This is a genomic window from Lactobacillus sp. ESL0230 (genome assembly GCF_003692805.1).
In the GTDB taxonomy this organism is placed as follows: domain Bacteria; phylum Bacillota; class Bacilli; order Lactobacillales; family Lactobacillaceae; genus Lactobacillus; species Lactobacillus bombicola.
Genome location: NZ_REHI01000006.1, coordinates 654,143 through 668,682, shown reverse-complemented (window position 1 = coordinate 668,682; position 14,540 = coordinate 654,143). Strand labels below are relative to the sequence as shown.

Below are 14,540 nucleotides of genomic sequence, written 5' to 3'. Positions count from 1 at the left end.
GGGGGAGAAATTAATGCGTCAATCTAAATTATTTATACCTACTTTAAAGGAGGCTCCAGCTGATGCAGTTGCGGCTAGTCACAAGCTGATGCTTCGGGGTGGTTATGTTCGGCAAGTAACTGCTGGTGTTTATGCATATTTACCATTAGGTTATCGCGTCTTAACCAAAGTTGAACAGATAATAAAAGAAGAAATGGCCCAAATCAATGTGCCGGAAATGGCTATGCCAGAATTACTACCTGCTTCATTATGGGAAGAATCAGGGCGTTGGCAAAAATACGGTTTAGAAATGTTTAGATTAAATGATCGGCATGGTCGGCAAAGTTTACTAGGACCGACTCATGAGGAAACATTTACGCAAATTGTTGCTAAAAGCATCAAAAGCTATAAGCAAATGCCAATTGCTTTATACCAAATTCAAAATAAATTTCGTGATGAAAATCGGCCACGGTTTGGTTTATTAAGAACGCGTGAATTCATTATGCTGGATGCCTATAGTTTCGCTGCTACTAGAGAACAATTGGATGAACAATTTAATGATGAAAAGAAGGCATTTGAAGCTATTTTCAAACGTTGTGGAGTTAATGTGACAGCAGTAATTGCCGATTCTGGTACCATGGGTGGTAAAAATTCTACTGAATTCCAAGCTCCGGCAGCTATTGGAGAAGATACAATTGCCACTAACGAAACTAATACATACTCTGCTAATTTAGAAATGGCGGTTAGTGTTGATACTTTCAAGCCTAGTCAAGAAAAGGAAGAAGCAATTGTTAAGGTTGCCACTCCAGGACAAGAAACCATTGCTGATTTAACGAAATTTTTAAATGTGCCAGCAACTAAAATTGTAAAAAGCATCCTTTATATAGTTAATGAAAAAGATCATGTACTGGTTTTAATTCGTGGTGATAAGCAAGTTAATGAAGTAAAGCTTACTCATCTACTTGATGCAGATTCAGTAAGAGTCGCTAGTGATGATGAACTATACCAACTTACTGGCTTGAAAAAGGGAAGCGTAGGTCCAATAAATGCTACCTGGGCTGATCAAATTATTGCTGATGAAACAATTAAGAATTTAGTCAATACTGTTGTTGGCGCAAATCAAAATGGTTACCAATTAAAGAACGTTAATTTTGATCGTGATCTTAAAATTGATCAAGTCAGTGATCTGCGTGTTGCCAATGAAGGTGAACCTGATCCAATCGATCATTTACCGCTTAAATTTACTACTTCAATTGAAGTAGGACATATTTTTAAACTTGGCACATATTATACTGAAAAAATGGGAGCTGATTTTTTAGATCAAAATGGAAAATCACAACCAGTAATTATGGGTTCATACGGTATTGGCGTTACACGTGTTTTATCAGCTGTAATTGAGCAGCATTTGACGAAATTTGGTATTGCATGGCCAAAAGAAATTGCTCCATTCAATTTGCACATAGTCCAAATGAAAATGAAAGATGAAGCACAGACTAGATTAGCTGAGCAACTTGAAGCAGAGTTCAGTAAAAATTATGATGTTTTATACGATGACCGCAATGAACGTCCCGGTGTTAAATTTGCTGATGCTGATTTGATTGGTGCTACCGTTCGTATTACAATTGGTAAAAAGGCTAGTGAAGGAATTATTGAAGTTAAGCGACCAAGTGATGAAGTGGCTACTGAGATGACAACTACTGAACTAGCAGATTTTGTAAATAAAGAGTTAGGATAATTTTCGTGACGAATAAAAACGAACTTTTCTTACGCCTGTTAGAGCAGATTAATTTCCCTAAACAATTTGAAGATGAGGATATACTGCAAAAGGGCCAAATTGAGAACGTGGATGTTTACGCTAAAGAGCATAGATGGGATATCCATGTTCTTTTTGCTACACCGTTAAAGTTTGCCACTTATGATGCTCTAAATAAGGCAATTACGGCAAGCTTTTCTTCATTTGTTAAAACACATTTGTTTGTGCGATCAGAAAACGGAGATGATAATTATTTAACTGACTATTGGCAATATGCAGTCCAAACCTCGCAACTATTGCAACCAGTTGCACGAGAGTTCATTGCAAGCCATCAACCGCGAAAAGAAAATGGACGGTGGATTATTCCGGTTGACAATTTAGTGGTAGATGGGTTATTGGAACAAAAGGTATTAGACCAGTTAGCAATTGAAATGAGAGATTACGGCTTTTTCAATTTAAAGTTTGTAACGGAAATCGATGAGGCCAGCTCACAAAGTAATTTGGCAAGTTTACAGCAATTACAGGAACAGCATGAGCAAAATATGCAAGAGGCTTATTTAGCAACCCCACCAAAGGAATACTCTAAAAAACCGAGTTATCAAACTAAAAAAACGCGCTATGGTAACCGAACACTTGATAAAAAAATGACGGTAACTCAAATTAAGGATGTTATTGCCGGAACCAGAAATGTGGTTATTGAGGGCAACATTTTTAATACTGATGTACGGGAACTTAAAAACGGCTCTCATATTTATATGGGAGAAATTACTGATTATACTGATTCAATTTCATTCAAAAAGTTTATTTCGGATGATGATCAACTAGAAAATATTAGTAAATTGAAACGGGGAACTTGGGCTAAGATGCAGGGTACTGCAGCTGAAGATCAATGGAGCCACGACGTTGTTTTTAATATTTCTTCTTTTGAAGTAGTTGAACATACTGAGAGAATTGAAAAGTATAAAGGTGAAGAGAAGCGTATTGAATTGCATTTGCATACTAATATGAGTCAGCTTGATGCAACTAATACAGCGACTGATTTTGTTTTAGCAGCTAAACGATTTGGGCAAAAGGCGATTGCTATTACAGATCATGCAGATGTACAGGCCTTTCCTGAAGCTTATAATGCTGGCAAGAAGAATGGTATAAAGATTGTTTATGGTCTTGAAGCAAATATGATTGATGATCGTGCGTTATTGATCCTTAATCCTGCGCCAATGAAATATGAAGATCAAGAATTCGTAATTTTTGATGTTGAAACAACTGGATTATCGTCAGTTTATGACACTATTATCGAAATTGGTGCCGTAAAAATGAAAAATGGCGAAGTAATTGATCGGTTTGATAAATTTATAAATCCGCATCACCCTCTAAGTGAACAAACGATTAACTTAACTTCTATTACTGATGAAATGGTAAAGGCTGCTGATGATGAAGACGTTGTAATTAAACAGTTTCAGGATTTTTATGGTGCAAGGCCGCTTTGTGGTCATAATGTTCAATTTGATGTCGGTTTTGTAAATGCTGCTTTAAAAAGAGCAAATTTGAGTGAAATTACACAGCCAGTAGTTGATACCCTTGAAATTTCAAGGCTCCTTCATCCAGAACAAACGCGACACACCCTCGATTCATTAGCTAAAAAATACAATGTTGTACTTGAACATCATCACAGAGCAAATCAAGATGCAGAAGCAACGGGTTATTTAATGTTTAAACTACTTACTGCCTTTACTGAAAAATTTGGTGAGGCCGATTTGGGAAAAATGAATGATTATGCTGCCCATGGTCGAGTGTTTAAAAGAGCACGACCGCAACATATGTCTATATTGGCTCAAACTCAAGCTGGCTTAAAAAATATGTATCGTTTAGTTTCTATTGCGAGCACTGAAGACTTTTATCGTATTCCACGTACCCCTAAATCTGATTTAATTGAAAACCATGAAGGCTTGCTTTATGGATCTGGCTGCGGTGAAGGTGAAGTTTTTACTGCAATGATGCAAAAAGGCTATGATGAAGCACGCAAGAAGGCAGAATTTTATGATTATTTGGAAATTCAACCACCTGCAAATTACGCCGCAATGATTGACAATCACTTAATTGCTGATGAAGCAGAATTAGAAGAAATTTTAAGTAATATATATCAATTAGGGCAAGAATTAAATAAGCCCGTTGTTGCAACTGGAGATGCCCATTACGTTGAACCGCATGACGCTATTTACAGGACAATTTTAATTTCTGCGCAAAGGGGTAACCCTGATCGAAATAAAAAACAACCTGATTTGCATTTTTATACTACTCAAGAAATGCTAGATGCTTTTAGCTTTTTAGGTGAAGAAGCGGCTCAAGAAATTGTTATTACAAATCCAAATAAAATTGCTGAGTCAGTTGAAGAAATTGCACCAATTAAAGATGGACTTTATCCGCCACATATTGAAAATGCTGATGAAGAAATGAAAAAGCTGACGTATGATAAAGCACATGAGCTTTATGGCAATCCACTACCCAAGCTAGTCCAAGATCGTGTTGATATGGAATTGCATTCGATTATTTCGAATGGCTATGCAGTCATTTACTTAATATCACAACGATTAGTTGCTAAGTCAAATAAAGACGGCTATTTAGTTGGTTCACGTGGTTCAGTTGGTTCTAGTCTTGTTGCAACAATGTCTGGAATTACGGAAGTTAATCCACTAGCGCCGCATTATCGTTGTCCGAAATGTAAATATTCCCAATTTTTTGAGAATGGTGAATATGGTTCTGGCTATGATTTACCTGATAAAAAGTGTCCCAAATGTGATACAGATTTGGTCAAAGACGGCCAGGATATACCTTTTGCCACTTTTTTAGGTTTTCACGGAGATAAAGTTCCAGATATTGATTTGAACTTTTCTGGTGACTATCAACCAGTGGCACATAATTTTATTCGGGTGATGTTTGGCCCCGTAAATTCTTATCGAGCTGGGACAATTGCGACAGTTGCAGATAAAACAGCATATGGTTATGCTAAACATTACGATGATGAAAAAGAGTTAAATCTGCGAAGAGCAGAATTAGATCGTTTAGCAGCAGGAGTCAGCGGAGTAAAACGAACAACTGGGCAACATCCAGCTGGTATTGTTGTAGTTCCGGATGATATGGATATTTATGATTTTACTCCAGTACAATACCCAGCAGATGATGTTAATGCAACATGGAAAACAACTCATTTTGATTTTCATTCGATTCATGACAATATATTGAAATTTGATATTTTAGGGCATGATGATCCAACGATGATTAGAATGCTTCAAGACTTATCAGGAGTAGACCCACTGTCTATTCCACCTGATGATCCCGGTGTTATGTCATTATTTTCTAGTCCTGATATCTTAGGAGTGACACCAGAGCAAATACAATCTAAAACTGGAACTTTAGGAGTACCAGAATTTGGGACGAGATTTGTTCGTGGTATGCTTGAAGAAACTAAGCCAACTACTTTTTCCGAACTATTACAGATTTCTGGTCTTTCTCATGGGACGGATGTCTGGTTAGGTAATGCAGAAGAACTAATTAATAATGGTACTTGCAAACTAAAAAATGTAATTGGTTGTCGTGATAATATTATGACAGATCTTATTCACTGGGGTGTTAAACCTGAAGTTGCCTTTTCGACTATGGAATCGGTTCGGCATGGTCGTGGTATCAGTGAGGAAGACATGGCTGTTTTACAAGAAAATAATAAAATTCCTAGTTGGTATATTCAGTCTTGTTTGAAAATAAAATATATGTTTCCGAAGGCCCACGCTACTGCTTATATTTTAATGGCCTTAAGAATTGCTTGGTTTAAAGTTTACTATCCTGAAATATATTACACTGCTTATTTTTCAGTTCGGGCTGATCTGTTTGATTTAGTAGCAATGAGTCATGGTAAAAATACTGTTAAAAAGGCAATGAGTGACCTTCAAGCCAAAGGTAATGATGCTTCTGCTAAAGATAAAAGTCTATTAACTGTGTTAGAAATTGCCAATGAGTGTCTTGAACGTGGCATTAGTATAAAAATGGTTGATATTAATAAATCTGAAGCAACTAATTTTACAATTGTTGACCAACACACAATTTTAGCGCCATTTAATGCCGTTCCTGGCTTAGGGATAAATGCTGCAAAACAAATTGTTGCTGCACGAGCAGAACAAGAATTTTTATCAAAAGAAGATTTGGCAAAAAGAGGCAAAGTATCGCAGACAATCATGGACTATTTAGAAGAAAATGGTGTTTTGGAGGGCTTGCCTGATCAAAATCAACTATCACTATTTTGATTTTTGCAGTATTAGTATAAATATGATATAATTAACAAAGAAGTTCGAATAAGTGATTCGGAGTGAGCATTGATTGCTCACTCTTTTTATTACGGAGGAAAGTACTTGGCGAAAGTTAAAGAAGCTGTTCTTGCAGAAATTATCCCAATTATAAAGTCACGTGGAGATGAATTGGTAGATAGTGAATACGTGAAAGAAAAAGGACAAAGTTATTTACGCATATATGTGGATCGAGATGATGGAATTGATATGGATGAAATTGCTGGTCTTAGTGAGCTGATTTCTACTAAGTTAGATGAATTAAGGCCTGATCCATTTCCTGACCCCTATATTTTAGAAGTTTCTTCTCCTGGTATTGAGCGACCAATAAAAACTAGTAATGATTGGCAAAAGGCTTTGAATAATTACATTCACATTGCACTTTATCAAAAAATCGATAACCAAAAAGAATATGAAGGTATTTTAAAGTCGTATACTAATGACGAGATAAAATTGGAAATTAAAATTAAAACAAGGCGGAAGCAGTTAACTATTCCCCGTAAACTAGTTGCAAATGTTCGATTTGCAATTGAATTTTAGAAAGGTTGATTAAAACTTATGTCTAAAGAAATGCTAGAGGCGTTTGCTACTTTAGAAGAAACAAAAGGTATTAAGCAAGAGGTGATTGTTGAAGCAATTGAAGCAGCCCTCGTTGCAGCATATAAAAAGAATTATAACCAAGCAACTAATGTTGTAGTTAAATTTGATGAACGTAAGGGCGACTTTAGGTTAATGACTGAGAAGGTTGTTGTGGAAGAAGTTCATGATGATCGACTAGAGATTAGTTTAAAAGATGCTTTAGCAATCAACCGTGCATATGAATTAGGGGATACAATTCGCTTTGAAGTTGCACCAAAGAACTTCGGTCGCATTGCAGCTCAAACAGCCAAACAAGTTATCATGCAACATTTACGTGAGGCTGAAAGAAATCAGATAATTAGTGAATATTCAAAGTACGAAGATGAATTAATTACTGGAACAGTTGAAAGACGTGATAATCGCTTTGTCTATGTTAAAATTGGTAATGTAGAAGCTGTTATGCCGCGCAATGATCAAATGCCAAATGAAATTTATAATCCTCAAGATCAAATTCGTGTACTAGTAACTCATGTTGGTTCTGATTCCAAAGGAGCTCAAATTACAGTTTCACGAACTGCACCAGATATGGTTAAAAGATTATTTGAACAGGAAGTCCCAGAAATTTTTGATGGTACGGTTGAAATCATTTCTATTGCGCGTGAAGCTGGTGATAGAACTAAAATCGCGGTAAAATCAAATGATCCTAATATTGATCCTGTTGGAACCTGTGTTGGTCAACGTGGTACACGTGTGCAAAATGTTGTTAATGAACTTGATGGTGAAAATATTGATATTGTCAATTACGAGCAAGATCCGTCAGACTTTATTGCTAATGCCCTAAATCCTGCAGAAGTTATTGCAGTTCAATTTAGCGATGAAGCAGATGAAAAAAGTGCATTGGTAATTGTACCTGATTATCAATTATCACTTGCTATTGGTAAGAAGGGGCAGAATGTTCGCTTAGCTGCACGCTTAACTGGCTATAAAATTGACATTAGACCAGAATCTGAAGTTGAGTTTGTTGATGAAGTAAATGACAATACAGAAGAAAGCACTGACTCTGTATCAAATGAGAAGCAATCAGGTACTGACCATGAAGACCAATTGAGTGATATACAAGAGACTAAGCAAAATTTAGAAATAAATGAGCATATTGATAATGAATAAGGCAAGGAGGAATTTTTTTGAAAAAAAGAAAGATTCCAATGCGAAAAGATTTATTAACTAATAGTATGCAACCTAAAAAAGAGTTAGTTCGCATTGTAATTGATAAAGAAAAAAATGTTTTTGTTGACCCAACTGGTAAAAAGCCAGGTCGTGGTGCTTATGTTTCATTAGATCCTACTAAAATTAAGTCTGCACAAGAAAAAGGCGTGTTAGATCGCAGTCTCGGAACTAAAATTTCAGCAGCATTCTATGACGAGTTATATGCTTATGTCGATCATCAAAAGGCAAGAAAAGAATTATTTGGTGATAGTTAGATTTGCAAAGTAGACAAAAAGCGTTGAATTTGCTAGGTCTTGCGGAGCGAGCTGGGAAAATAATTTCAGGTCAGGAACTTGTTCTTGTGGGGCTCAAAGCAAAGAAAATCAAAGTTGTTATTTTGGCTAATGACTGCCATGAAGGTACAAGTGAAAAGATCAATAGAATTACTACCAAAAGTGGGATAAGTATTATTTCTGCTTTTAATAGTGATGAAATTTCACATGCAATTGGCAAAAAGCGTAAAGTATTAGGTATTACTGATATTGGTTTTTATAAAGCATTAGTACAAAAGATTAATGAAGGAGTGTGATTGGATGACTAGAACAAGAATTTATGAAATTGCAAAAGAGTTAGGCATCGAGAATAAAGTTGTGGTTAATAAAGCGAAAGAACTCGGCTTCGATGTAAAGAATCATATGTCATCATTGGAAGATTCAGAAGTGAATCAGATAAAGGGTAGTTTTCAAAATCCCGCTCCCACTAAAAAGGAAGAGAAATCCGCTTTGAAAAATAGTAAAATCAAAGTTTCTGTAACTTCAATTCGTAAAAACGAAAAAAAGGTTGATGAAAAAAAGACTACCAAAAAGCGGAATACTAATCGTGTAAATGATCAGGTTCATCGTGATCAAGCAAACAAAAAGCAAAAGATCAAAACAAATCATAATGAAAAAGCGTCTAAGCCGGCAGCACAAGACTTGCTAAAGCAATTAAAGCAAAAACAGCGAGTTGAAGAAAATTCATTAAATCAGCAAACAAAACAGGTTAGTCGGCATGATTTTGAAAAGTCAAATGAAGAAAAGCCAACTAAAAAAATAGAAGAAGTGAAAAAAATAAGTTCAAATGAAAAGCAAACTGTTAAAAAAGTAGCAGTTACTCCTAAGACAGTCGGTCCTAAAATAATTAAGCCTTCGCCAGCAAGAATGAAACAAAATCAGGCGTCTTCTTCGGTTAATAAGCACCGAGTTATTGAAGATAATACCGCGATAGAGCCTGTGAAAGATGAGAATCGGCGTGGTAATGGTCATACTCGCAATTCTGGTAAGCCTGGCCGTAAGGGAAAAAGCCAAAATTACGCTGGCAATAATTTTTCAAAGCATCAAGAAAAACGCAAAAATAAGGGTAAAAAGCGGCAATTTGAACAATTACCTAAAAAACAACCAACTCAACGCAAAGAGCGCCCATTGCCAGAAACTTTAGTTTATGAAGTCGGGATGAATGCTCAAGATTTGGGTAAATTATTGCATCGTGAGCCAGCAGAAATTGTTAAAAAATTATTTATGCTTGGAGTGATGACCAATCAAAATCAATCATTAGATAAAGATGCAATTGAGTTGATTGCGGCTGAATATGGGATTAACGCTGAAGAAAAAATTCATGAAGATATTTCCGACATTGATACTCTTTATGAAAAACAAATGGAAGCTTCGCAAAATTCGAAATTACAAGTTAAACGCCCACCAGTCGTTACAATTATGGGACACGTTGATCACGGTAAGACAACTTTATTAGATCGCTTACGCCATACACAAGTTTCAGCACACGAAGCTGGTGGTATTACTCAAAAAATTGGAGCTTATCAAGTTAAAATAGATAATAAGCCAATAACGTTTTTGGATACTCCAGGTCATGCGGCATTTTCAAATATGCGTGAACGTGGTGCAGAAATAACAGATATTGTTGTTTTAGTTGTTGCAGCTGACGATGGAGTAATGCCACAAACTATTGAAGCAATTGATCATGCTAAAAGTGCAAAAGTACCAATAATTGTTGCAATTAACAAAATGGATGTGCCTGGTGCTAATCCGGAACATGTTACCGAACAATTAATGAAATATAATTTAATACCAGAAGATTATGGTGGAGATACCATTTATGTTCAAATATCTGCTAAAACTGGTGAAAATGTTGATGAGCTTTTGCAGATGATTTTACTTCAAGCTGATTTAATGGAACTAAAGGCTGATCCTAAGCAAAAGGCTATTGGTACAGTAATTGAAGCTCGGTTATCTCGGGGACGTGGTCCAGTTGCTGATTTATTAATTCAGCAAGGTACGTTGCATACTGGAGATCCGATTGTTGTGGGGAATCGTTTTGGACGCGTTCGGGTAATGACCAATGATCGTGGACGTCAAGTTGAAAAAGCTACCCCATCGATGCCAGTTGAAATTACTGGGCTAAATGATGTGCCAGAATCTGCTGATAAGATAGTTGTCTTTGATGATGAAAAGACAGCACGTAGTGTCGGCGAACAGAGGGCGCAACAAGCATTACAGCAATCCAGGGAAAATGTACAACATGTAACCCTTGATAATCTTTTCGATACAATGAAGAAAGAGAATATGAAAGAAGTTGGTGTTGTCTTAAAAGCTGATGTTCAAGGATCTGTTGAAGCTTTACAACAATCATTTGAAAAAATTGACGTTGAGGGTGTCCGGGTTAATATTATTCACGCTGGTGTTGGTGCAGTTAATGAATCCGATGTAACATTAGCTGCCGCATCGAACGCATTTATTATTGGTTTTAATGTTCGTCCGACTGTAACCGCTAAGTCGCAGGCGGAAACAGATGGCGGAGTCGACATACGTTTATATAGTGTTATTTATAAAGCAATTGATGATGTTAAAGCCGCTATGCAAGGAATGCTTGAGCCAACATATGAAGATAAAGTTGTCGGGAATTTGACCGTGCGTGAGACATGGAAAGTTTCTAAAGTCGGCACTATTGCTGGAGCTTTTGTTGATTCAGGCTATATCTCACGTGATGCGGATGTTAATTTGATTCGTAATGGTGTTGTAATCTATACTGGTAAAGTTGGTTCATTAAAACGGTTTAAAGATGATACCAAAATTGTTAAGCAGGGCTTTGACTGTGGTTTAACAATCGAAGGTTATAATGACATTAAAATTGGCGATGAGCTGGAAGCAGTTGAACAACAGGAAGTTAAGCCACAAAAATAGTGTGATTAGGAGCAAAGTATGAAACATAGAATTGGTCGTGTTGAAGGCGAAATTCTGCGTGAATTAACTAAAATTTTACGAAAAGATATTCGTGATGCACGTGTTAAAGATGTAACGATTACAGCAGTTGAATGTACCAATGATTTGTCTTATGCTACTGTTTATTACAGCATTCTTTCTGAAAATCCAAAAAAGGAAGAAGAAACGGCTATTGGTTTGGAAAAAGCTAAGGGAATGATGCGTCATCTCTTAGGACAAATTTTAACTGTTTATAAAGTTCCAGAATTAATTTTTAAACGGGATAATTCAGTTAAATATGGTAGTAAGATTGATCGTTTAATTGCAGAAGTAAAAAAGCAAGATGCAGATCGCAATAATTAAGAAAAGCGCTGGTTAGCGCTTTTTTAGTAGGTAGGGAAATGATTAACGGAATATTAGTAATTGATAAAGAAAAGGGTATGACGAGTGCAGATGTTGTTTACCATTTGCGTAAAGTACTTCATATTAAAAAAATTGGCCATGCGGGAACTTTAGACCCTGATGTAACTGGAGTTTTACCGATTGCAATTGGACAAGCAACAAAATTGATTGAATTAATGCATCAAAAAAATAAAAAATATTGTGGTGCAGGCCTGTTAGGTTATGCCACGGATAGTTATGACACATCTGGTAAAGTGCTCGAAACTAAACGTTTAACAACGAAAATTAGTAAAGATACTCTGCAAACAAGGATGCAAGAGTTTATTGGAAAAATAGAACAGGTTCCACCAATTTACTCAGCTGTACGTTTAAATGGCAGGCACCTTTATGAATATGCACGCGAAGGTATTGCGGTTGAACGACCAAAGCGATCAGTTAAAATTTTTGCATACAACGCGGTTGATGAGCCTCAATTTGACTTAGAAAAGGGACAGGAAACTTTTAATTTTGAAATTGAATGTAGTAAAGGCACATATGTGCGTTCACTTGTCAATGACCTAGGCGAAAATATAGGTGTTCCGGCAGTAATGCAAACCTTACGAAGGACAGCAAGCTCAGGCTTTAATCTCAGTCAAGCTGTTAAACTAGATGAAATTATTGGCAATCCAGCTATAGTTGAAAAAGCAATACAACCAATCGAAGTATTTTTCAAAGATTATCAGACAATTGACTTGAACGAAAATCAATGGCTGAAGGTAAAAAATGGGGCAGCAATTGCTTTGAAAACGAATGCAAAAAAAGTTGCATTAAGGTACAATAATAAAGTTAAGGCGATTTATCAAGCCAGAGGTACAATGTACCGTCCTGAATTAATGCTTTTGCAAAATAATTAGATGAAATGAAGGTTCAACAGTGCAAATTATTCATTTATCTTATCCAGTTAAAAAGAATATTGTCCCGGGTAAAATTGTATTGGCTCTCGGCTTTTTTGATGGTGTTCATCGTGGACATCAGCAGTTAATAAAGGTCGCAAAGAACACTGCCAATAGTAAGGGCTTACCCTTAGTGCTAATGACATTTGATCGGCATCCTAAGGAGGTCTATCAAAACCAAGTAGTGAGTTATATTGATACCCTAGATGAAAAGATATATAAAATGCGGCAGCTTGGAGTAGATTATTTGTTGGTGATGCATTTTAATGAGCAATTTAGCAAAGTAAGTGCTCAAGAATTTGTAGATAATATTATTGTTAAACTTAATACTGAGACTGTTGTTGCTGGTTTTGATTATACCTATGGACCTAAAAATATTGCCAATATGCAGAATTTACCTAAATTTGCGCAAAACAGATTTGAGATTATTACGGTTCCGGAACAAACATACAATGACCAAAAAATTGGCTCAACAGAGATTAAAAGAGCTATTAAAAATGGAAAAATGGACTTAGTTAAAGACTTACTTGGCACACCTTATGTCATGTCCGGTTATATTGGGCACGGACTGCGTAATGGTCACAAGTTGGGCTTTCCAACTGCTAATTTAGTTTGGGATGAGAATAAGGTGATTCCTAAAGTTGGCGTTTATGCTACGAGGACAATGATTAATGGTAAGTGGTATGAATCAATGACTAGTGTAGGCTATAATGTAACAATTAACAGTGCCCAAAAAATATATATTGAATCTAACTTATTTGGTTTTAGTGAAGAGGCTTATGACCAAAAGATAATAATTAAGTGGTATAAGTATACACGCGGAGAAATAAAGTTTGCTAATTTAAATCAACTAAAAGAGCAAATGAAACAGGATAAATTAAAGATTACAGACTATTTTGAGCAGTACAGATAAGTTAAAATTGTTGCAAAAATTTATTTTAAAATAATTAGCACTCAGCTTGACATTCTGCTAAATACTAGTATCATAATAATTGTTAGCACAAAGCAAATAAGAGTGCTAAAAGTGAGGGCGATATTTATGTTGACCGAACGTCAAGAATTAATTTTAAAAACAATTATTAATAATTTTACACAGACACATGATCCTGTCGGTTCAAAAACTGTAATGAACCAACTGCCAATTAAAGTTTCCAGTGCAACTATTCGTAATGAAATGGCTCTTTTAGAAGACAAGGGCTTAATTGAAAAAACTCATTTATCTAGTGGCCGTTTACCATCAACTGATGGCTATCGGTACTATTTAGATAATTTAGTTGAGCCATTACGTTTGCCAGCATCAGTATATGATAGAATTATGCTACAATTTAGCCAGCCATTTCATCAAGTTAATGAAATTGTTCAAGAGGCGGCCAAAATTTTATCTGATTTGACTAATTATACTGCTTTTGCTGAAGGACCAGAGAGTAATTCTTTAACTATTACTGGTTTTCGAATTGTTCCATTAGTGAATAGGCAAGTTATGGCTATTTTGGTTACCAGTGATGGGAATGTTCACAGTCAAGTTTATCGTTTACCCTATAATATTGGTGGCGATGAAGTTGAAAAAGCTGTGCGAATGCTAAACAATGAATTGGTAGGTAAGACTTTAAACAAAATAAACCCGAGTTCATTGAGTCAAGATTTAAGTGAAAAATTTGGTCTTCATCATATCACTGAATTAATTGAATTGGTTGAAGATGTGGTTAAAGAGGCTACTAGTGAGCAAATGTATGTTGACGGGCAGCTAAATCTTTTAAATAACAGTTCACTAAGCGATGCTTCAAGTTTGAAATCGCTCTATGAATTACTGGGTCATGAAGATTTAGTTTCGAATTTAATGACTAATGTAGTGAACTCAAGTGATAGTCACTCACCCATAAGAGTTAGTTTAGGTTCGGAATTATCTAATGATTTATTGAAGGATTATAGTCTTCTTACTGCAGAGTACAGTGTAGGGTCATATGGTAAAGGTATTATTGCTTTACTTGGTCCTAATAATATGCCGTATTCGCAAGTGATTGGCCTACTAGAATATTTTAGAAATGAATTAGCTAAAAAGCTACTGGAATATTATGGCAGATTTAAATAAAGGAGGTTAACT

At 35.8% G+C, this 14,540-nt stretch carries 11 protein-coding genes; all 11 read left to right on the top strand.

The annotated features are described in order from the left end of the window. Positions 1–13: 13 nt before the first annotated feature. The 11 genes from F5ESL0230_RS05010 to hrcA all read left to right on the top strand — a co-directional run bounded on the left by F5ESL0230_RS05010 (position 14) and on the right by hrcA (position 14,528). Complete coding sequence (locus F5ESL0230_RS05010) at positions 14–1,714, top strand: proline--tRNA ligase (RefSeq protein WP_122021850.1); 1,701 nt, start codon at positions 14–16, stop codon at positions 1,712–1,714. A 5-nt stretch (positions 1,715–1,719) separates the two neighbouring features. Further along, complete coding sequence (locus tag F5ESL0230_RS05005) at positions 1,720–6,027, top strand: PolC-type DNA polymerase III (RefSeq protein WP_122021849.1); 4,308 nt, start codon at positions 1,720–1,722, stop codon at positions 6,025–6,027. A gap of 105 nt (positions 6,028–6,132) precedes the next feature. Beyond that, positions 6,133–6,606, top strand: coding sequence for a ribosome maturation factor RimP (rimP, locus tag F5ESL0230_RS05000; RefSeq protein WP_122021848.1), 474 nt, complete (start codon positions 6,133–6,135; stop codon positions 6,604–6,606). Positions 6,607–6,624: 18 nt separating this feature from the next. Next, positions 6,625–7,812 (top strand): transcription termination factor NusA, encoded by a 1,188-nt coding sequence (nusA, locus tag F5ESL0230_RS04995; protein ID WP_122021847.1) that lies wholly within the window; start codon positions 6,625–6,627, stop codon positions 7,810–7,812. 17 nt (positions 7,813–7,829) lie between these two features. Beyond that, positions 7,830–8,126 carry an RNase P modulator RnpM gene (rnpM, locus tag F5ESL0230_RS04990; protein WP_090092186.1) on the top strand — a complete coding sequence of 99 codons (297 nt, stop codon included), beginning with the start codon at positions 7,830–7,832 and terminating at the stop codon, positions 8,124–8,126. A gap of 2 nt (positions 8,127–8,128) precedes the next feature. Beyond that, positions 8,129–8,440 carry a ribosomal L7Ae/L30e/S12e/Gadd45 family protein gene (locus F5ESL0230_RS04985; RefSeq protein WP_122021846.1) on the top strand — a complete coding sequence of 104 codons (312 nt, stop codon included), beginning with the start codon at positions 8,129–8,131 and terminating at the stop codon, positions 8,438–8,440. A gap of 4 nt (positions 8,441–8,444) precedes the next feature. Then, complete coding sequence (infB, locus tag F5ESL0230_RS04980; RefSeq protein ID WP_122021845.1) at positions 8,445–11,087, top strand: translation initiation factor IF-2; 2,643 nt, start codon at positions 8,445–8,447, stop codon at positions 11,085–11,087. A gap of 18 nt (positions 11,088–11,105) precedes the next feature. Beyond that, positions 11,106–11,468, top strand: coding sequence for a ribosome-binding factor A (locus F5ESL0230_RS04975; RefSeq protein WP_090092181.1), 363 nt, complete (start codon positions 11,106–11,108; stop codon positions 11,466–11,468). A gap of 38 nt (positions 11,469–11,506) precedes the next feature. Further along, positions 11,507–12,400: a tRNA pseudouridine(55) synthase TruB gene (truB, locus tag F5ESL0230_RS04970; protein ID WP_122021844.1), complete on the top strand. Its 894-nt coding sequence runs from the start codon at positions 11,507–11,509 to the stop codon at positions 12,398–12,400. Positions 12,401–12,419: 19 nt separating this feature from the next. Next, entirely contained in the window at positions 12,420–13,352 is a 933-nt protein-coding gene (gene ribF / locus F5ESL0230_RS04965; protein ID WP_122021843.1) for a riboflavin biosynthesis protein RibF, read from the top strand. 126 nt (positions 13,353–13,478) lie between these two features. Further along, on the top strand, positions 13,479–14,528 hold the full coding sequence (hrcA, locus tag F5ESL0230_RS04960; RefSeq protein WP_122021842.1) for a heat-inducible transcriptional repressor HrcA: 1,050 nt from the start codon (positions 13,479–13,481) through the stop codon (positions 14,526–14,528). The last annotated feature ends 12 nt before the right edge of the window (positions 14,529–14,540 follow it).

What these genes read in the sequence shown, in the direction of transcription:
- F5ESL0230_RS04975 (WP_090092181.1), top strand. Translation starts at nt 11,106, where the DNA reads ATGAAACATAGAATTGGTCGTGTTGAAGGCGAAATTCTGCGTGAATTA.
- infB (WP_122021845.1), top strand. Translation starts at nt 8,445, where the DNA reads ATGACTAGAACAAGAATTTATGAAATTGCAAAAGAGTTAGGCATCGAG.
- truB (WP_122021844.1), top strand. Translation starts at nt 11,507, where the DNA reads ATGATTAACGGAATATTAGTAATTGATAAAGAAAAGGGTATGACGAGT.
- F5ESL0230_RS05010 (WP_122021850.1), top strand. Translation starts at nt 14, where the DNA reads ATGCGTCAATCTAAATTATTTATACCTACTTTAAAGGAGGCTCCAGCT.
- nusA (WP_122021847.1), top strand. Translation starts at nt 6,625, where the DNA reads ATGTCTAAAGAAATGCTAGAGGCGTTTGCTACTTTAGAAGAAACAAAA.
- hrcA (WP_122021842.1), top strand. Translation starts at nt 13,479, where the DNA reads ATGTTGACCGAACGTCAAGAATTAATTTTAAAAACAATTATTAATAAT.